A 19,434-nucleotide genomic window follows, 5' to 3' on the forward strand; every position below is an offset into this window, starting at 1 on the left:
CTTCTTCTGGAGCGCTTTCCGTGACCACCAGCACCCGCATTCTTCTTGGCGTGAACATCGACCACGTTGCCACCCTGCGTCAGGCCCGGGGCACCCGTTACCCTGACCCCGTCAAGGCCGCGCTGGACGCTGAAGAGGCGGGGGCCGATGGCATCACCGTGCATTTGCGCGAAGACCGCCGGCACATCCAGGAGCGCGATGTGCTGCTGCTCAAGGATGTGCTGCAGACCCGCATGAACTTCGAGATGGGCGTGACCGAGGAAATGATGGCGTTCGCCGAACACATCCGCCCGGCGCACATCTGCCTGGTTCCGGAAACCCGTCAGGAGCTGACCACCGAAGGCGGTCTGGACGTGGCAGGGCAGGAGGCGCGGATCAAGGCTGCGGTCGAGCGCCTGGCCAGGATCGGCTGTGAAGTGTCGTTGTTCATCGACGCCGATGAGCGGCAGATCGAGGCCTCCAAGCGCGTCGGCGCCCCGGCCATCGAATTGCACACTGGCCGTTATGCCGATGCCCAGACCCCCACCGAAGTCGCCGAAGAGCTGCAGCGCGTGGCCGACGGCGTAGCCTGTGGCTTGGCTCAGGGCCTGATCGTCAATGCCGGTCACGGCCTGCATTACCACAACGTCGAAGCCGTGGCAGCGATCAAGGGCATCAATGAACTGAACATCGGCCACGCGCTGGTGGCGCACGCCTTGTTCGTCGGCTTCAAGTCGGCGGTGTCGGAGATGAAGGCGCTGATTCTGGCGGCAGCGGCAAAGGCCTGATATCCAGAAATCGCAGCCTGCGGGCTGCGATTTCTTGGCAGCCCCGGGGATTTAAAGCGGTGGGTTGTCTTCCGGCGGCTTGGTCTTGTCGATGCCCGGCACGTGCAGGTTGCCCTCGGCCACCTGGTCGCCTTCCAGTTGCGGCTGCGTGACCCAGGTCAGGATGTCGTAGTAACGACGGATGTTCGCCACGAAGTGCACCGGCTCGCCGCCGCGGGCATAGCCATAGCGGGTCTTGCTGTACCACTGTTTCTGCGACAGGCGGGGCAGGATCTTCTTCACGTCCAGCCACTTGTCCGGATTCAACCCTTCCTTGGCCGCCAGCTTGCGTGCGTCATCCAGGTGGCCGCTGCCGACGTTGTAGGCGGCGAGGGCGAACCAGGTGCGATCCGGCTCCTGGATTGAACTGTCCAGTTGCTCCTTCATGTACGCCAGGTACTTGGCGCCGCCCATGATGCTCTGGCGGGCATCCAGGCGGTTGGACACGCCCATGGCCTGGGCGGTGTTCTGGGTCAGCATCATCAGCCCGCGCACGCCGGTCTTGGAGGTGACTGTCGGCTGCCACAGTGACTCTTGATAGCCGATCGCTGCCAGCAGGCGCCAATCGACTTTTTCTTTCTTGGCGTAGTTCTTGAAGTGCTGTTCGTACTTGGGCAGGCGCTGCTGCAGGTGCTGGGCAAAGGTGTAGGCGCCGACATAGCCGAGCACGTCGACGTGCCCGTAGTAGCGGTCCTTGAGGCGCTGCAAGGTGCCGTTTTTCTCGACCTTGTCGAGGAAGTCATTGATCTCGTTGAGCAGGCTGTTGTCTTCACCGGCGGCCACCGCCCAGCTTTGGTTGCTGGCGTCACCGAGGTCGAAGGCCACCCGGACGTTGGGGAAATACACCTGGTTCATGGCCACTTCGTTGGAGTCGACCAGGGTCAGGTCAATTTGCCCTTCGTCGACCATGCGCAGCAGGTCGACCACCTCGACTGCGTCAGACTCTTCGTACTCGATGCGCGGATTTTTCTGTTTCAGAACTGCCAATTGCTCGGCATGGGTGCTGCCCTTGAGCACCATGATCTTCTTGCCCACCAGGTCCGCCGCGTTGGTTGGGCGTGACTGGCCATTGCGGTAGATGATTTGCGGGGTGACTTCCAGATAGGAGTGGGAGAACCGGACCTGCGCCTTGCGTTTCTCGCTGCTGACCAGACCGGCAGCAGCGAGCACGGGGCCGTTGGGCTTGCCCACCTGATCAAAGAGGTCGTCGAGGTTGTCCGCGGTTTCGATCTTCAGTTTCACCCCCAGATCGTCGGCAAAGCGCTTCACCAGCTCGTATTCGAAGCCGGTTTCACCGTTGCGATCCTGGAAGTAGGTGGCGGGGCTGTTACGCGTGACCACGCGCAGCACGCCATCCTCCTTTACGCGCTCCAGGGTGTTGGGTTTATCAACACAGCCGCTGAGCATCAGGAAGAGTCCGGTGGCGAGAAGCCATTTGGCCAATCGCGGACGCAAAACCATTGGGGAAAACATCTGCGCAGTATACGCAAAGGACCACGGCCGCCATATCTCGACAGCGAAGGGCTTGTCTGCTAGATGTTTGGAAACTGGCCCCAAGCCCTCAGGAATGGGCACTTGAAGCCGATTTAGCGCCCTAAAATAACCGCCGGTACTGACCTTAATGAGCATTGGTTATAGGCCCGCCAGCCCTGGCCGACGTTCGGGCGATACCGGGTGTAGCGTTTCGGGTGCTGTCGCGGGCGGTTTAGGCTAGAATGCACGGCCTCAAAGCACACCCCCTTCCGAGGCTGTCCCGAAGATGTTGATCCTGCGCGGCGCTCCTGCCCTTTCTGCCTTTCGCCACAGCAAACTCCTTGAGCAACTGAGCCAAAAGGTTCCAGCTGTCACTGGCCTGTATGCTGAATTCGCTCACTTCGCCGAAGTCACCGGCGTCCTGACCGGCGACGAACAGCAGGTGCTTGCGCGCCTTCTGAAGTACGGTCCTAGCGTTCCGGTACAAGAGCCGACCGGTCGTCTGTTCCTGGTGTTGCCGCGGTTCGGCACCATCTCTCCCTGGTCGAGCAAGGCCAGCGACATTGCCCGTAACTGTGGCCTGGCGAAAATCCAGCGCCTGGAGCGCGGTATCGCCTTCTATGTCGCCGGTGAGTTCACCGACGCCCAGGCCCAGTTGATTGCCGACGGCCTGCACGACCGCATGACCCAGATCGTCCTGGAGAACCTTGAGCAGGCTGCCGGTCTGTTCAGTCACTCCGAGCCTAAGCCGCTGACGGCGATCGATGTCCTGGGTGGCGGTCGCGCCGCGCTGGAAACCGCCAACGTCGAGCTGGGCCTGGCCCTGGCCGAAGACGAGATCGACTACCTGGTCAACGCCTTCGTCGGCCTCAAGCGCAACCCCCATGACATCGAGCTGATGATGTTCGCCCAGGCGAACTCCGAGCACTGCCGCCACAAAATCTTCAACGCCAGTTGGGATATTGACGGTGAAAGCCAGGAAAAAAGCCTGTTCGGCATGATCAAGAACACCTACGTGATGCACAGCGAAGGTGTCCTGTCGGCCTACAAGGACAACGCCTCGGTGATCGTCGGTTCCGTTGCCGGGCGTTTTTTCCCGGACCCTGAGACCCGCCAGTACGGCGCGGTGCAGGAACCGGTACACATCCTGATGAAAGTCGAGACGCACAACCACCCGACGGCGATTGCCCCGTTCCCGGGCGCGTCCACCGGCTCCGGTGGCGAGATCCGCGACGAAGGTGCAACCGGTCGCGGCGCCAAGCCGAAGGCTGGCCTGACCGGCTTTACCGTATCCAATCTGCAGATCCCGGGCTTCGAACAGCCGTGGGAAGTGCCCTACGGCAAGCCTGAGCGCATCGTCACCGCCCTCGACATCATGATCGAAGGCCCATTGGGCGGCGCTGCGTTCAACAACGAATTCGGCCGCCCGGCCCTGACCGGTTACTTCCGTACCTTCGAACAATCCATCACCACGCCGCACGGTGATGAAGTGCGTGGTTACCACAAGCCGATCATGTTGGCCGGCGGGATGGGCAACATTCGTGAAGAGCACGTACAAAAAGGCGAGATCCTTGTCGGCTCCAAGCTGATCGTGCTGGGTGGCCCGGCGATGCTGATCGGCCTGGGCGGCGGTGCCGCTTCCTCGATGGCCACCGGCACCAGCTCGGCGGACCTGGACTTCGCTTCGGTACAACGCGAAAACCCGGAAATGGAACGCCGTTGCCAGGAAGTCATCGACCGTTGCTGGCAGTTGGGTGAACACAACCCGATCAGCTTCATCCACGACGTGGGTGCGGGCGGCCTGTCCAACGCCTTCCCGGAACTGGTCAACGACGGCGACCGCGGTGGCCGTTTCGAACTGCGTAACATTCCAAACGACGAGCCGGGCATGGCCCCGCACGAAATCTGGAGCAACGAATCCCAGGAGCGTTACGTCCTGGCAGTCGGCCCGGCCGACTTCGAGCGCTTCAAGGCGATCTGCGAACGTGAGCGCTGCCCGTTTGCCGTGGTCGGCGAAGCCACTGCCGAACCACAACTGACCGTGACCGACAGCCACTTCGGCAACAGCCCGGTGGACATGCCGCTGGAAGTGCTGCTGGGCAAGGCTCCGCGCATGCACCGCTCCGTGGTTCGGGAAAACGAACTGGGCGACGACTTCGATCCGTCGACCCTGAACATCGCCGACTGCGTCGAGCGTGTTCTGCATCACCCGGCCGTGGCCAGCAAGAGCTTCCTGATCACCATCGGCGACCGCACCATCACCGGCCTCGTGGCCCGTGACCAGATGGTTGGCCCATGGCAGGTACCCGTGGCTGACGTGGCCGTGACCGCCACCAGCTTCGACGTCTACACCGGTGAAGCCATGGCGATGGGCGAGCGTACTCCGCTGGCCCTGCTGGACGCTCCGGCGTCGGGCCGCATGGCCATCGGCGAAACCCTGACCAACATCGCCGCTTCGCGCATCGCCAAGCTCTCCGACATCAAGTTGTCGGCGAACTGGATGTCGGCCGCTGGTCACCCGGGCGAAGACGCGCGTCTGTACGACACCGTGAAAGCGGTCGGTATGGAACTGTGCCCTGAGCTGGGCATCACCATCCCGGTGGGCAAGGACTCGATGTCCATGGCCACTCGCTGGAATGACGAGGGCGTCGACAAGACCGTGACCTCGCCGATGTCGCTGATCGTCACCGGCTTTGCCCCAGTGACCGACATCCGTCAGACCCTGACCCCGCAACTGCGCATGGACAAGGGCACCACCGACCTGATCCTGATCGACCTGGGTCGTGGCCAGAACCGCATGGGCGCCTCGATTCTCGCCCAGGTGCACGGCAAGCTCGGCAGCCAGGCTCCGGACGTCGACGACGCCGAAGACCTGAAGGCCTTCTTCGCCGTGATCCAGGGCCTCAACGCCGACGGTCACCTGCTGGCTTACCACGACCGTTCCGACGGTGGTCTGTTGACCAGCACCGTGGAAATGGCTTTTGCCGGCCACTGCGGTCTGAGCCTGAACCTCGACGGCCTGGCGGAAACCTCGGCCGACATCGCCGCGATCCTGTTCAACGAAGAGCTGGGCGCAGTGATCCAGGTACGCCAGGACGCCACCCCGGACATCCTCGCGCAGTTCAGCGCTGCGGGCCTGGGCGACTGCGTGTCGGTGATCGGCCAGCCAATGAACAACGGCGAGATCAACATCACCTTCAACGGTGACACCGTGTTCGAAGGCCAGCGTCGTCTGCTGCAACGCCAGTGGGCCGAGACCAGCTACCAGATCCAGCGCCTGCGTGACAACGCCGACTGCGCCGAGCAAGAGTTCGACGTGTTGCTGGAAGAAGACAACCCGGGCCTGAGCGTCAAGCTCAGCTTCGACGTCAACCAGGACATCGCCGCGCCTTACATCAAGAAAGGCATTCGCCCACAGGTTGCCGTGCTGCGTGAGCAGGGCGTCAACGGTCAGGTGGAAATGGCCGCAGCGTTCGACCGTGCCGGTTTCAGCGCGATCGACGTGCACATGAGCGACATTCTGGCGGGTCGCGTCGACCTGAACGAGTTCAAGGGTCTGGTGGCTTGCGGTGGTTTCTCCTACGGCGATGTCTTGGGTGCCGGTGAAGGCTGGGCCAAGTCGGCCCTGTTCAACAGCCGTGCCCGCGATGCGTTCCAGGGCTTCTTCGAGCGTAACGACAGCTTCACCCTCGGGGTGTGCAACGGTTGCCAGATGATGTCCAACCTGCACGAGCTGATCCCGGGCAGCGAATTCTGGCCGCACTTCGTGCGTAACCGCTCCGAGCAGTTCGAAGCCCGCGTGGCCATGGTCCAGGTGCAGGAGTCGAACTCGATCTTCCTGCAGGGCATGGCCGGTTCGCGTATGCCGATCGCCATTGCCCACGGCGAAGGTCATGCCGAGTTCTCCAGCGAAGAGGCGTTGCTGGAAGCCGATCTGTCGGGTTGCGTGGCGATGCGTTTCGTCGACAACCACGGCAAGGTGACCGAGAGCTACCCGGCCAACCCGAACGGTTCGCCGCGCGGGATTACCGGACTGACCAGTCGTGACGGTCGCGTGACCATCATGATGCCGCACCCGGAGCGGGTCTTCCGCGCAGTGCAGAACTCGTGGCGCTCGGAAGAGTGGAGCGAGGACGCACCGTGGATGCGCATGTTCCGTAATGCGCGCGTGTGGGTGAACTAACAGCCGTGTACAAGCTCAGCTTTTTTGTTCCGGCCAGTCACGTCGAGGTGGTCAAGAGTGCGGTGTTCGCTGCCGGTGGCGGGCGGATCGGCACTTATGACCAGTGCTCGTGGCAGGTGCTTGGCCTGGGTCAGTTTCGCCCGTTGGACGGCAGCCAGCCGTTCCTCGGGCAGACCGGTCAGGTGGAGCAGGTCGAGGAATGGAAGGTTGAGCTGGTGGTGGCTGATGAGTTGATTCGTTCGGTGGTGATGGCCCTGAAGCAGAGCCATCCCTACGAGACGCCGGCTTATGAGGTATGGCGGTTGGAGGTGTTCTGAGCTTCCCGTCGCTCAAACAAAAAACCCGCTGAAAGCGATTTCAGCGGGTTTTTTGTTGCCCGGCAGGAGATGCCGTAGGCTGCGATCTTTTGATCTTGGCTTTGTGGGCATATAGGCCCTTCAGGGCCGGATTTCGATCATCGTGCCATCGGGCACCAGGCCCCAGACTTCGCGCATGTCGACGTTACGCATGGCGATGCAGCCGTCGGTCCAGTCCAGGGTGTGGAACAGGTCTTCGGGGTTTTCTTCGGTGTCCGGGGTGCCGTGAATCATGATCATGCCGCCTGGGGCCACGCCCTCGCGGCGCGAGCGCGCAGCGTCGCTGATGTTCGGGTAGGAGATGTGCATGGCCAGGTTGAAGCGCTCGCTGACCTTGCGCCAGTCCAGCCAGTACAGGCCTTCGGGGGTGCGTCGGTCGCCTTCCATGAGCTTCTGGCCCTTGGGGTTGCGGCCGAGTGAAATGCGGTAGGTCTTGATGGGCTTGCCGTCATTGATCAGTTGCAACTGACGGGCGGATTTGAGCACCAGGACTTTTTCGACGATTTTGCCGTCCAGGGTTTCCACGCTGGAAGCCTGGGAAACGACGGCGAATGACAGACAGAGGAACGCGAGCAACCAGCGCATTAAAACGATATCCCTGAGAGTACGGCGTACTTTTTGTTGTTTAAGTGATCGCAGGCTGAGCAAGCGGAGGAATGGATTCGCTACGCACCGGGTAAGCCCCGCGCAGGCGGTCAGCGAAGAAGCATTCTAGGGTACGGCCCACTGTGCGGAAAGCCAGCTCTGACCAAGGGATGTCTGCTTCCTCGAAAAGCTGCACTTCCAGGCTTTCCGGGCCGGCGGCAAAGTCCAGGTCGGCCATTTCGGCGCGAAAGAATACGTGGACCTGGCTGATGTGCGGTACATCGATCAGCGTGTAGATACTCAGGTTGCGTACCCGAGCGCAGGCTTCCTCGGCGGTTTCACGCACGGCGGCCTGTTCGACGGTCTCGCCGTTCTCCATGAAACCGGCTGGCAGGGTCCAGTAACCCCGGCGCGGTTCGATGGCGCGACGGCACAGCAGCACCTGGGTGCCCCAGGTTGGCAGGCAGCCGGCGACGATGTTGGGGTTCTGGTAGTGAATGGTCTGACAGCTGTCGCAGACAAAACGCAGGCGCGAATCGCCTTCGGGAATACGTTGCGTGACCGGGTTACCGCACTGGCTACAGAATTTCATGCTGGGTTTTCCGAATAGGCCGCGCCTATCTTCGCGTGCCGCGGTGTCTGTCGGCAAGTTGTCGTTTAGCGACATGCCGCAGCCCGGGGGTTGGGCGGCCTCCAGGATTGGTGCATGATGCAAGGTAGCCAACAGATCGAGAGCACTCATGCTGGACGAGCTACTGTACCGGGTAAGTAATCACACACCACGTACGCTGGAAACTGACCGACGTTTCCCCGAAGCCGCGGTGCTCGTGCCCATCACCCGCAGTGACGAACCGGAACTGGTTCTGACTCTGCGCGCCAGCGGGCTCTCGACCCATGGCGGTGAGGTCGCCTTCCCTGGCGGGCGACGCGACCCCGAAGACCCTGACCTGGTGTTCACCGCGCTGCGCGAGGCCGAAGAGGAAATCGGCCTGCCGCCGGGGCTGGTGGAAGTGATCGGGCCCCTGAGTCCGCTGATCTCGCTGCACGGGATCAAGGTCACGCCTTATGTGGCGGTGATCCCGGACTTCGTCGAGTACCGCGCCAACGACGCGGAAATTGCCGCAGTGTTCAGTGTGCCGCTGGAGTTTTTCCGCACGGACCCGCGTGAACACACGCACCGCATCGATTATCAGGGCCGCAGCTGGTATGTGCCGAGCTACCGTTATGGCGAATACAAGATTTGGGGCCTGACCGCGATCATGGTTGTCGAGTTGATCAATCTGCTCTATGACGCGAAGATCAGCCTGCACCAACCTCCCAAGAGCTTTATCAATACCTGAAGCCATCCGGCATTTACCCGCGGCTGCCTGAGCCATGAGGATAACAACGATGAAATACCGCCTGGGCGACGCCCGTGTCGAGACCCACCCGCAGAGCTGGGTTGCACCGAACGCCGTGCTGATTGGCAAGGTCAAGCTGGAAGAGGGCGCCAGTGTCTGGTTCAACGCGGTCCTGCGCGGGGACAACGAACTGATCCTGATCGGCAAGAACAGCAATGTGCAGGACGGCACCGTGATGCACACCGACATGGGCTACCCGTTGACCATTGGTACCGGAGTGACCATCGGCCACAACGCCATGCTCCACGGCTGCACGGTGGGCGATAACAGCCTGATCGGGATTAATGCGGTGATCCTCAATGGGGCGAAGATCGGCAAGAACTGCATTATCGGCGCCAACTCGCTGATTGGTGAAAACAAGCAGATCCCCGACGGCTCGCTGGTCATGGGGTCGCCCGGTAAAGTGGTGCGCGAGCTGACCGAGCCGCAGATCAAGATGCTCGAAGCCTCTGCCGCACACTATGTGCATCGCTCCCAGCGATACGCCGTGGACCTGGTCGAGCAGGAGCCATGACTACCCCTGAAAGACCCGTGTTGTCGCCCTGCGTGAATATTTGTGCGCTGGACGAGCAGGACATCTGTACCGGATGCCAGCGTACCGTCGGGGAAATTACCCGCTGGAGCCGAATGGACAACGACGAGCGCCGCCAGGTGCTGGGGTTGTGCCATGAGCGCGCCAAGGCCAGCGGGCTGGTGTGGATGCTGGGCAAAACCCCGGCACCCTGAGCGCAGCACGTTGTAGGCGCGTGCTCGCGATGGATGCTGACGATGACGCGTGTCACCAGAGTCACCGCGTTGTTTTTGAGTTCGTCGCGAGCCCGCTCGCGCCTTCAGATAGCAGATAGCCGCATCGGGATTTGGCGGCTTCGCGCCGCTGCAGTACCCTATGCGCCAATCTGCCAGGTATCCCCGCGCCCCATGCTCTTCCTGATCGCCTACATCAGCAGCGTCGTGCTGATCAACTACGCCTTTTCTACTGCCCCGCACCTGGACATCATCTGGTCGGCCTGGGGTGGCCTGGTGTTCGTGCTGCGTGACATGGTGCAGATCCGCTTCGGCCATGGCGCGATCATTGCCATGCTGGCGGCGCTGGTGCTGTCGTACCTGACGTCCGACCCCTCCATCGCCCTGGCCAGCGCCACCGCGTTTGCGGTGTCGGAGTGCATCGACTGGCTGGTGTTCAGCATCACCAAGCGGCCCTTGCATGACCGGTTGTGGATCAGTTCGGCACTGAGCATTCCCCTGGATACCTTCATTTTCTTCGGCATGATCGACGCCCTGACCCCGGGCGTGTTGCTGACCGCCCTGGGCTCGAAGTTCGCCGGCGTGACGGCCGTGTGGCTGATTATGGCCTGGCGCTTGCGCAAACAGGCGGTCGCCAGCTAAGGCCAAAGCCGCTGGTTCATGTAAAATGCCGCGCTTTCTCCCCATGGGAAGTGCGCGCTGCGCCATATCCCTCGATGATCCGCTCCTTTGAGGAACTTCAGATGACTCGTATCGGAACTCCATTGTCGCCAACCGCGACCCGCGTATTGCTGTGTGGCTGTGGTGAGTTGGGCAAGGAGGTGGTGATCGAACTGCAACGCCTGGGCGTTGAAGTGATTGCCGTGGATCGTTACGCCAACGCGCCGGCGATGCAGGTGGCGCACCGCAGCCACGTGATCAACATGCTCGACGGCGCTGCACTGCGGGCCGTGATCGAAGCCGAGAAACCGCACTTCATCGTGCCGGAAATCGAAGCCATCGCCACCGCCACCCTGGTGGAGCTGGAGGCTGAAGGTTTCACCGTGATCCCTACCGCCCGTGCCGCGCAACTGACCATGAACCGTGAGGGCATCCGTCGCCTGGCCGCCGAAGAGCTGGACCTGCCGACGTCCCCGTACCACTTCGCCGATACCGTCGAAGACTACCGCAAGGCAGTCGAAGACCTGGGCTTCCCGTGTGTGGTCAAGCCGGTGATGAGTTCCTCGGGCAAGGGCCAGAGCCTGCTGCGCAGCGCCGATGACGTGCAGAGCGCCTGGGACTACGCGCAGGAAGGCGGGCGTGCCGGTAAAGGTCGGGTGATCGTCGAGGGGTTCATCGATTTCGACTACGAAATCACCCTGCTGACCGTGCGCCATGTGGGCGGCACCACCTTCTGTGCACCTGTCGGTCACCGTCAGGAGAAGGGCGATTATCAGGAATCCTGGCAGCCACAAGCCATGAGCCCGATTGCCCTGGCGGAATCCGAGCGGGTGGCCAAGGCCGTGACCGAGGCCCTGGGTGGTCGTGGTCTGTTTGGCGTCGAGTTGTTCATCAAGGGTGATCAGGTGTGGTTCAGCGAAGTCTCGCCGCGCCCCCATGACACCGGCCTGGTGACCCTGATTTCCCAGGATCTGTCGCAGTTCGCGCTGCATGCCCGGGCAATTCTCGGCCTGCCGATCCCGTTGATCCGTCAGTTCGGTCCTTCGGCTTCGGCAGTGATTCTGGTGGAAGGGCAGTCGACCCAGACGGCGTTCGCCAACCTGGGAGCTGCGTTGAGCGAGCCGGATACCGCGCTGCGTTTGTTCGGCAAGCCAGAGGTGAACGGTCAGCGTCGCATGGGTGTGGCGCTGGCGCGGGATGAGTCGATTGAGTTGGCCCGGGCTAAAGCGACCCGTGCTTCTCAGGCCGTGGTTGTAGAGCTGTAACCGAGGCGCGGCCTTCGCGAGCAGGCTCGCTCCCACAGGATCTTCGGTTGATTACACCGGTTGTGTACAGCCCAATCCAATGTGGGAGCGAGCCTGCTCGCGATGGCGATCTATCACGCCACCGACGCTCAGCACCGGGGCTTGGTCGAGCGATTTTACAAGGGGCTGCGCGGTGCTCTTTCAGCCAATTGCAGGCACGGACGTGGTGTGCCAGATCAGCACCTGGCTGACGCGGTTGTCCTCGGTTTCGAGGATTTCCAGCCGATAACGACCGATTTTCAGGCACACCGGGCAATCCGGGATGGTTTCCAGGGCCTCGGTGACCAGGCCGTTCAGGGTTTTCGGGCCATCGCTGGGCAGGTGCCAGCCCAGGCTCTTGTTCAGTTCGCGGATGGAAGCTGCGCCGTCGATCACCAGGCGCCCATCGGCTTGCGGGTGAATGTGCGGGTTGTCGAGGCTGTGCTGGCTTTCGAACTCGCCGACGATTTCTTCGAGGATGTCCTCCAGGGTCACGATGCCCTGCACTTCGCCGTACTCGTCGACCACCATGCCCAGGCGACGCTGCTGTTTGTGGAAGTTCAGCAGCTGCAGTTGCAGGGGAGTGCTTTCCGGCACGAAGTAGGGTTCGTGGCAGGCGGCCAGCAGGGCTTCTTTGGTCAGGCTGGCATCGGGCAGCAAGTGGCGGATCTGCCGGGTGTTGAGTACGGCTTCGACCTGGTTGATATCGCTGTGGAACACCGGCAGGCGCGTGCGCTTGTTGGTGCGCAGCTGTTGGATGATGTCCTCCAGCGGATCGTCGAGGTTGATCCCGTCCACTTCACTGCGCGGTACCAGGATGTCGTTGACGGTAATGTTGTCCAGCGCATGAATGCCGGCCAGGGCATGGGGGCGACAAGCGGCATGTTCGTGTTCGTTGTCGGTTATCGGTGTCGGCAGTGGCTCATCTTCGCTCTGTTGCACCACCTTGGGCTTGCGTGCCAGGGGCTTGAGCAGCAGCAGGCTGATGCTGCTGAGCAGCCAGGCGAGCGGGTAGAGGAGCTTCAATGGCACGCCAAGCAGGGTGTTGCCCAGCGCCAGGATGGTATCCGGATAGCGGCTGGCTAGGGTGCGCGGCAGGTAATCGGCGAATATCAGCAAGGCCGCCGTGGCGCTCAGGCAGGCGAGCCAGGGGCCATTGTCGGCCCAGCCGAATACCGCGAGCAGGGTGCTGATAACCACCACCAGTGCCCGGCACAAGGTATTGCAGAGAATCAGGCTGCTGAGCGGGAAGTTGAGTCTGGCCACCGGCTTGTCGCTCGCACGTGAGGCCGTACGTTGGGCCAGCAGTTGCTGTTGCGCCGCCTCGATGGCGGTGAACAGGCCCGACCAGAGGATCAGCAGGGCCAGGACGGCGAGCAAGGGCCCGATGGGCAGGTTATCCATAACGAATGCCCGTCAGATGTGCAGGATGAATTCGCGGACCAGCTTGCTGCCGAAATAGGCCAGCATCAGCAGGCAGAAGCCGGCCAGGGTCCAGCGAATGGCCTTGTGCCCGCGCCAGCCGAGGCGATTGCGGCCCCACAGCAACACGCTGAAGACAATCCAGGCCAGGCACGCCAGCAGGGTCTTGTGTACCAGGTGCTGGGCAAACAGGTTCTCGACGAACAGCCAGCCAGAGATCAGTGACAGCGACAGCAGGGTCCAGCCGGCCCAGAGGAAACCGAACAGCAGGCTTTCCATGGTTTGCAGCGGCGGGAAGTTCTTGATCAGCCCCGAGGGGTGCTTGTGCTTGAGCTGGTGGTCTTGCACCAGCACCAGCAGCGCCTGGAACACGGCAATGGTGAACATGCCGTAGGCCAGGATCGACAGCAGGATATGGGCGAGAATCCCGGGCTCCTCGTCGATCACCTGCACCGTGCCCGTCGGCGCGAACTGCGCCAGCAGCACGGTGGCCAGTCCCAGTGGGAACAGCAGCAACAGCAGGTTTTCCACCGGGATGCGTGAACACGCCAGCAGGGTCAGGGCGATTACCGCGGCGGCAATCAGGCTGGCGGCGCTGAAAAAATCCAGGCCCAGGCCGATCGGCGTCACCAGGTGGGTGAACAGGCTCGCGCTGTGGGCCAGGACGGCAAAGATGCCGAGCGTGACCAGCAGGCGTTTGTTCGCCTTGGCGCCTGTGGCCAGGCGAGAGCCTTGGTAGAAAGTCGCAGCGGCGTATAAGCAGGCGGCGGCGAGTGTCGTGAGCAAACTGGGTGACAAGGGGAGCATAAATCCTGTTAGGCAAGCCCGAAAGAGAATGAGTTTGGCATACAACCCTTGTCGCATGAAAGACCGCACAACCAGACGGCGGGTGTGCGCCAGACGCAGTCTTCGCTATAATCCGCGACCTGCCCACGCCGCAGGCTCGCCGAGCACATGTTTTTCACGGTCTGGGCCGCCATTACCTCGGTCTCCTTAGGGCCTGAAAGGATCGCGCATGTTTGAAAACTTAACCGACCGTCTATCGCAGACGCTGCGCCATGTCACCGGCAAAGCCAAGCTGACCGAAGACAATATCAAAGACACCCTGCGTGAAGTGCGCATGGCGTTGCTCGAAGCCGACGTCGCCCTGCCGGTGGTCAAGGACTTCGTCAATTCGGTCAAGGAGCGCGCTGTCGGCACCGAGGTGTCGCGCAGCCTGACGCCGGGCCAGGCCTTCGTGAAGATCGTCCAGGCCGAACTCGAAAGCCTGATGGGCGAGGCCAACGAAGACCTGAACCTGAGTGCCGTGCCGCCAGCCGTCATCCTGATGGCCGGTCTGCAGGGTGCCGGTAAAACCACCACGGCCGGCAAACTGGCGCGCTTCCTCAAGGAGCGCAAGAAGAAGTCGGTGATGGTGGTGTCCGCGGACGTCTACCGTCCGGCGGCGATTAAACAGCTGGAAACCCTGGCCAACGACATCGGCGTGACGTTCTTCCCGTCCGACCTGAGCCAGAAGCCGGTCGATATCGCCGAAGCCGCTATTAAAGAAGCACGCCTGAAATTCATCGACGTGGTCATCGTCGATACCGCCGGTCGCCTGCACATCGACGAAGAGATGATGGGCGAGATCAAGGCCCTTCATGCCGCGATCAAGCCGGTCGAGACCCTGTTCGTGGTCGACGCCATGACCGGCCAGGACGCCGCCAACACGGCCAAGGCCTTTGGCGATGCGCTGCCGCTGACCGGGGTGATCCTGACCAAGGTCGACGGTGATGCCCGTGGCGGTGCCGCGTTGTCGGTACGTTCCATCACCGGCAAGCCGATCAAGTTCATCGGTATGGGCGAGAAGACCGAAGCCCTCGAGCCGTTCCACCCCGAGCGTATTGCTTCGCGCATCCTCGGCATGGGCGACGTGCTCAGCCTGATCGAACAGGCTGAACAGACCCTCGACAAGGACAAGGCCGACAAACTGGCGAAAAAGCTGAAGAAGGGCAAAGGCTTCGACCTCGAAGACTTCCGCGATCAGCTGCAACAGATGAAAAACATGGGCGGCCTCGGCGGCCTGATGGACAAGCTGCCGAATATCGGCGGTGTCAACCTGGCGCAAATGGGCAATGCCCAGGGCGCGGCAGAGAAACAGTTCAAGCAGATGGAAGCCATCATCAACTCCATGACCCCGGCCGAGCGCCGCGACCCTGAGCTGATCAGCGGTTCGCGCAAGCGTCGGATCGCCATGGGTTCCGGCACCCAGGTGCAGGACATCGGCCGCTTGATCAAGCAGCACAAGCAGATGCAGAAGATGATGAAGAAATTCTCCGCCAAGGGCGGCATGGCAAAAATGATGCGCGGCATGGGCGGTATGTTGCCCGGCGGCGGTATGCCAAAAATGTAAAGAATTCGCGCCGACAGTCTTGTCGGCGCGGTCCCCACACGGACGTGGGGCCAGCAGTAGCCCGCCTTGGCGGGCGCTGACTCGCCGTTGGAGACAACGGCTCTACCGCAAATCTGGATGGCACGCCGATAGGCGCCAGAAAAAGACATTTGCAAAAGTCCGGATATTCCTTAGAATATGCGGCCTTTCGGGCACCTATGCCCGCTGTGCATTTAGATTTGCAGCACCGACTACAGGAACTATGTTCACATGCTAACAATCCGTCTTGCCCTTGGCGGCTCCAAAAAGCGCCCGTTCTACCACTTGACCGTAACCGACAGCCGCAACCCGCGCGACGGTTCGCACAAAGAACAGGTTGGTTTCTTCAACCCTGTTGCTCGTGGTCAAGAAGTCCGTCTGTCCGTGAACCAAGAGCGCGTAGCCTACTGGCTGAGCGTTGGTGCACAACCTTCTGAGCGTGTTGCTCAGTTGCTGAAGGAATCTGCTAAGGCTGCGGCCTGAGCAATATGAACGCGACGCCAGCCAATGCTGATGATTTGATCGTTATCGGCAAAATTTATTCTGTTCATGGCGTTCGCGGCGAAGTGAAGGTGTATTCCTTTACTGATCCGACTGAAAACCTCTTGCAGTACAAAACCTGGACGCTCAAGCGCGAAGGCAGCGTAAAGCAGGTTGAGCTGGTCAGCGGACGTGGGAACGACAAGTTCCTGGTCGCAAAGCTCAAGGGTCTTGATGATCGTGAAGAAGCCCGTCTTCTGGCCGGTTATGAGATCTGCGTGCCGCGCAACCTGTTCCCTGAACTGACCGACGGCGAGTACTACTGGTACCAGCTCGAAGGTCTGAAGGTCATTGACCAACTCGGGCAATTGCTCGGGAAGATCGATCATCTTCTGGAAACCGGCGCCAATGATGTAATGGTGGTCAAGTCTTGCGCTGGCAGCCTGGATGATCGCGAACGCCTCTTGCCCTATACGGAGCAATGTGTGTTGGCAGTCGACCTGGCAGCAGGCGAGATGAAGGTGGAATGGGATGCGGACTTCTAAGCGTGGCTAACTTGCGCGTAGAAGTGATCAGTTTGTTTCCCGAGATGTTCTCCGCCATCAGCGAGTACGGCATCACCAGTCGGGCGGTGAAACAGGGGCTCTTGCAGCTGACCTGTTGGAATCCGCGAGACTACACGACGGATCGACATCACACTGTGGACGATCGCCCATTTGGCGGTGGCCCGGGCATGGTGATGAAGATCAAGCCCCTGGAAGATGCTCTGGTTCAGGCCAAGGCAGCAGCCGGGGAGGCGGCGAAGGTCATTTACCTGTCGCCCCAAGGCCGTCAACTGACTCAGTCGGCGGTACGCGAGTTGGCGAATGAGGAAGCATTAATCCTGATTGCCGGCCGCTATGAAGGCATTGACGAGCGATTTATTGAAGCTCATGTCGATGAAGAGTGGTCGATTGGTGACTATGTACTGTCTGGCGGCGAGCTGCCGGCGATGGTCCTGATTGACGCGGTTACGCGACTGCTGCCTGGAGCTTTAGGGCATGCGGACTCCGCCGAGGAAGATTCCTTTACGGATGGTCTGCTGGATTGCCCGCACTACACCCGACCGGAGGTGTATGCGGATCAGCGTGTTCCCGACGTGTTGCTAAGTGGCAATCACGCGCATATCCGGCGTTGGCGTTTACAGCAGTCCCTTGGTAGGACCTTTGAACGACGCGCCGATCTTCTGGAAAGCCGCTCGCTTTCTGGAGAAGAGAAGAAGCTGCTCGAGGAATACATCCGCGAGCGGGACGATAGTTAACAACGTATCGATGGTAGATCCGACGATTTACCTTAGGAGCACAGCATGACTAACAAAATCATCCTTGCACTCGAAGCAGAGCAGATGACCAAAGAGATCCCTACCTTTGCCCCGGGCGACACCATTGTCGTTCAGGTGAAAGTGAAGGAAGGCGACCGTTCGCGTCTGCAAGCGTTCGAAGGTGTTGTTATCGCCAAGCGTAACCGCGGCGTAAACAGTGCTTTCACCGTACGTAAGATCTCCAACGGTGTTGGCGTAGAGCGTACTTTCCAGACCTACAGCCCGCAAATCGACAGCATGGCTGTCAAGCGTCGCGGTGACGTACGTAAAGCCAAGCTGTACTACCTGCGTGACCTGTCGGGTAAAGCAGCTCGCATCAAGGAAAAACTGGCTTAAGTCCAGCTTCCGATGCAGAAAAAAGCAGCCTACGGGCTGCTTTTTTGTGCCTGGAATTTAACCCTGGCGCTGGTCAGGCGTCATTGGCCCCGGGCTGGATCAGCGCCACCAGGGTCCAGCCAGCGGCGGGTTTGATCACGCTGTCGGGTGTCAGCACGTAGACCCAGCCACTGGGGTCCTGGGCAAACAGCAGCGTCGCACGATCACCGTGCAGCGCCTGATAGTCCTCCCAGCCAAAACCGTCGGTCAGGTGAGTGGTATAGAGTTCGGCGCCCTGGCTGAGCAGGCTGGCCAGCTTGGTGTAGGTCAGCACCTGGCTGCCCAGCAGTTGCCCACGGTGCTCGTGGCTGGCGCGGTGCTTGTCGGTGCGCCGGCTTTCCTGGCCGCTGGCCAGGGAGAACATGCGCTGATGCCCGAACTCATGGCGAAAGCGCATGGTGGCCAGGGTATTGAGCTCCCCCGAAGGGGAGAGCGCCAGCAGGTGGCCGAGGCCGACCAGGTCCAGGTGAGCGTCCGCGTGTTGCGAGGCCGGATTACCGAAGTAAGTAGGCAGCCCCTCCATGCGCGCTGCACGGATGTTTTCCCAGCTCGAATCGGTCAGCAGCACGCGGCTGCCCAGTTGCTGCAGGGCCTTGCCCAGTGCCCGTGAAGGACCGTTGGCGCCCACGATGAGGAATCCGCTGGGGGCGGGCTCGGCGACTTTCAGCAGGCGCGCCAGGGGGCGGGCAGTGGCGCTTTGCAACACCACCGTGCCGATAATGACCGCAAAGGTCAGGGGCACCAGCAGCAGCGCTCCTTCGTGACCGGCCTCATGCAGGCGGATCGCAAAGATGGCCGACACCGCCGCCGCGACGATGCCCCGTGGTGCGATCCAGGCCAGCAGCGCGCGCTCGCGCCAGTTGAGGCTGGAACCCAGGGTCGAGAGCACCACGTTCAGTGGTCGGGCAATGAACTGAATCACCAGCAATAGCAGTAGGACCAGCGGCCCGAGGGCGATCATCGCGTTCAGGTCCAGGCGGGCCGCCAGCAGAATGAACAGGCCGGAGATCAACAGCACGCTGAGGTTTTCCTTGAAGTGCAGGATGTGCCGCACATCCACCCCCTTCATGTTGGCCAGCCACATGCCCATCAGGGTCACCGCCAGCAGCCCGGACTCGTGCATCACCTGGTTGGCGGCGATGAAGATCGCCAGTACGGCGGCCAGTGACGCCAGGTTGTGCAGGTATTCCGGCAGCCATTGGCGCCGAATCAGGGTGCCGAGCGCCCAGCCACCGGCGATGCCGAACAGGCTGCCGCAGAGGATGACCCCAGCGAATGTCAGCAGGCTGTGCTTGATGCCGTGGCCTTCGGCGCTGGCGATGATGAAGCTGTAGACAACCACCGCGAGCAACGCGCCAATCGGGTCAATGACAATGCCTTCCCAGCGCAGGATATTGGCAATCGAGGCCTTCGGGCGCACCACCCGCAGCATGGGCACGATGACCGTGGGGCCGGTGACCAGGGTCAGGCTGCCAAACAGAATCGCCAGCAGCCAGTCGAAACCCAGTAGCCAGTGGGTGGCGACCGCGATCACCACCCAGGTCGCCAGGGCGCCGATGGTCACGAGGCGATGCACCACGCTGCCGATCTCGCGCCATTCGGACAGGTGCAAGGTCAGGCTGCCCTCGAACAGGATCAGCGCCACGGCCAGTGACACCAGGGGCATCAGCAGCGGGCCGAACATTTCCTGCGGGTCGAGCCAGCCCAGTACCGGCCCCACCACAATCCCGGTCAGCAGCAGAAACAAAATCGCGGGCAACTTCAGGCGCCAGGCCAGCCATTGGCAGCCTAAAGCTGCCGCACCAATGCCACCGAAGGCCAAGAGGATTTGCTGTTCGTTCATCGATGCTCCCTGTTCCTTGAAATAGCTGGCTATGAAAGACTAGCGGGCATCCTT

At 61.5% G+C, this 19,434-nt stretch carries 19 protein-coding genes; 13 read left to right on the plus strand and 6 right to left on the minus strand.

Going from position 1 to position 19,434, the window contains the following annotated elements; genetic code table 11:
• Window positions 1-20 precede the first annotated feature (20 nt).
• On the plus strand, window positions 21-767 hold the full coding sequence (pdxJ, locus tag H7995_RS09175) for a pyridoxine 5'-phosphate synthase (RefSeq protein WP_182343625.1): 747 nt from the start codon (window positions 21-23) through the stop codon (window positions 765-767).
• A 51-nt stretch (window positions 768-818) separates the two neighbouring features.
• Here the strand turns inward: pdxJ and mltF are convergent, their stop codons facing one another.
• Window positions 819-2,279 (minus strand): membrane-bound lytic murein transglycosylase MltF, encoded by a 1,461-nt coding sequence (mltF, locus tag H7995_RS09180; RefSeq protein WP_166588635.1) that lies wholly within the window; start codon window positions 2,277-2,279, stop codon window positions 819-821.
• 286 nt (window positions 2,280-2,565) lie between these two features.
• On the opposite strand from mltF, the gene purL reads away from it, so the two are divergent.
• Together purL and H7995_RS09190 are read left to right on the plus strand one after the other, a co-directional pair.
• Window positions 2,566-6,462 carry a phosphoribosylformylglycinamidine synthase gene (purL, locus tag H7995_RS09185; RefSeq protein WP_166588634.1) on the plus strand — a complete coding sequence of 1,299 codons (3,897 nt, stop codon included), beginning with the start codon at window positions 2,566-2,568 and terminating at the stop codon, window positions 6,460-6,462.
• Between the two features lie 5 nt (window positions 6,463-6,467).
• On the plus strand, window positions 6,468-6,779 hold the full coding sequence (locus H7995_RS09190; RefSeq protein ID WP_182343627.1) for a YqfO family protein: 312 nt from the start codon (window positions 6,468-6,470) through the stop codon (window positions 6,777-6,779).
• Window positions 6,780-6,899: 120 nt separating this feature from the next.
• On the opposite strand, the gene H7995_RS09195 is transcribed toward H7995_RS09190, so the two are convergent.
• Both H7995_RS09195 and H7995_RS09200 read right to left on the minus strand, forming a co-directional pair.
• Entirely contained in the window at window positions 6,900-7,403 is a 504-nt protein-coding gene (locus tag H7995_RS09195; protein WP_166588632.1) for a L,D-transpeptidase family protein, read from the minus strand.
• Window positions 7,404-7,443: 40 nt separating this feature from the next.
• Complete coding sequence (locus tag H7995_RS09200; protein WP_166588631.1) at window positions 7,444-7,995, minus strand: NUDIX hydrolase; 552 nt, start codon at window positions 7,993-7,995, stop codon at window positions 7,444-7,446.
• Window positions 7,996-8,143: 148 nt separating this feature from the next.
• Here H7995_RS09200 and H7995_RS09205 point away from each other — a divergent pair, with 148 nt between their 5' ends.
• From H7995_RS09205 to purT, 5 genes are all read left to right on the plus strand, one after another.
• Entirely contained in the window at window positions 8,144-8,743 is a 600-nt protein-coding gene (locus H7995_RS09205; protein ID WP_166588630.1) for a CoA pyrophosphatase, read from the plus strand.
• 49 nt (window positions 8,744-8,792) lie between these two features.
• Window positions 8,793-9,317 (plus strand): gamma carbonic anhydrase family protein, encoded by a 525-nt coding sequence (locus H7995_RS09210; RefSeq protein ID WP_166588629.1) that lies wholly within the window; start codon window positions 8,793-8,795, stop codon window positions 9,315-9,317.
• On the plus strand, window positions 9,314-9,529 hold the full coding sequence (locus tag H7995_RS09215) for a DUF1289 domain-containing protein (RefSeq protein ID WP_166588628.1): 216 nt from the start codon (window positions 9,314-9,316) through the stop codon (window positions 9,527-9,529). Before H7995_RS09210 ends, H7995_RS09215 begins: the two co-directional genes overlap by 4 nt.
• Window positions 9,530-9,721: 192 nt before the next feature.
• Entirely contained in the window at window positions 9,722-10,189 is a 468-nt protein-coding gene (locus H7995_RS09220) for a VUT family protein (protein WP_166588627.1), read from the plus strand.
• Window positions 10,190-10,290: 101 nt separating this feature from the next.
• Window positions 10,291-11,472 (plus strand): formate-dependent phosphoribosylglycinamide formyltransferase, encoded by a 1,182-nt coding sequence (gene purT, locus H7995_RS09225; RefSeq protein WP_166588626.1) that lies wholly within the window; start codon window positions 10,291-10,293, stop codon window positions 11,470-11,472.
• 180 nt (window positions 11,473-11,652) lie between these two features.
• On the opposite strand, the gene H7995_RS09230 is transcribed toward purT, so the two are convergent.
• Entirely contained in the window at window positions 11,653-12,894 is a 1,242-nt protein-coding gene (locus H7995_RS09230) for a transporter associated domain-containing protein (RefSeq protein ID WP_166588625.1), read from the minus strand.
• Window positions 12,895-12,906: 12 nt separating this feature from the next.
• The gene (locus H7995_RS09235; protein WP_166588624.1) at window positions 12,907-13,719 is read right to left on the minus strand and encodes a cytochrome C assembly family protein; all 813 of its coding nucleotides are present in this window, start codon (window positions 13,717-13,719) and stop codon (window positions 12,907-12,909) included.
• Between the two features lie 208 nt (window positions 13,720-13,927).
• Between H7995_RS09235 and ffh the strand changes: the two genes are divergently transcribed.
• The 5 genes from ffh (at window position 13,928) to rplS (ending at window position 17,498) form a co-directional block, all read left to right on the plus strand.
• Entirely contained in the window at window positions 13,928-15,304 is a 1,377-nt protein-coding gene (gene ffh, locus H7995_RS09240; protein ID WP_095166644.1) for a signal recognition particle protein, read from the plus strand.
• 249 nt (window positions 15,305-15,553) lie between these two features.
• Window positions 15,554-15,805: a 30S ribosomal protein S16 gene (rpsP, locus tag H7995_RS09245; RefSeq protein WP_003198088.1), complete on the plus strand. Its 252-nt coding sequence runs from the start codon at window positions 15,554-15,556 to the stop codon at window positions 15,803-15,805.
• 5 nt (window positions 15,806-15,810) lie between these two features.
• Window positions 15,811-16,347 (plus strand): ribosome maturation factor RimM, encoded by a 537-nt coding sequence (rimM, locus tag H7995_RS09250; protein WP_185818263.1) that lies wholly within the window; start codon window positions 15,811-15,813, stop codon window positions 16,345-16,347.
• Window positions 16,329-17,102, plus strand: a complete 774-nt coding sequence (gene trmD / locus H7995_RS09255) for a tRNA (guanosine(37)-N1)-methyltransferase TrmD (protein WP_174244565.1) — start codon at window positions 16,329-16,331, stop codon at window positions 17,100-17,102. Before rimM ends, trmD begins: the two co-directional genes overlap by 19 nt.
• 45 nt (window positions 17,103-17,147) lie before the next feature.
• Entirely contained in the window at window positions 17,148-17,498 is a 351-nt protein-coding gene (gene rplS, locus H7995_RS09260; RefSeq protein ID WP_003175895.1) for a 50S ribosomal protein L19, read from the plus strand.
• A gap of 73 nt (window positions 17,499-17,571) precedes the next feature.
• Here the strand turns inward: rplS and H7995_RS09265 are convergent, their stop codons facing one another.
• Window positions 17,572-19,380 (minus strand): cation:proton antiporter, encoded by a 1,809-nt coding sequence (locus H7995_RS09265; RefSeq protein ID WP_166588623.1) that lies wholly within the window; start codon window positions 19,378-19,380, stop codon window positions 17,572-17,574.
• Window positions 19,381-19,434: the final 54 nt, after the last annotated feature.

It is taken from the genome of Pseudomonas kielensis (assembly GCF_014236655.1).
Classification (GTDB): Bacteria; Pseudomonadota; Gammaproteobacteria; order Pseudomonadales; family Pseudomonadaceae; genus Aquipseudomonas; species Aquipseudomonas kielensis.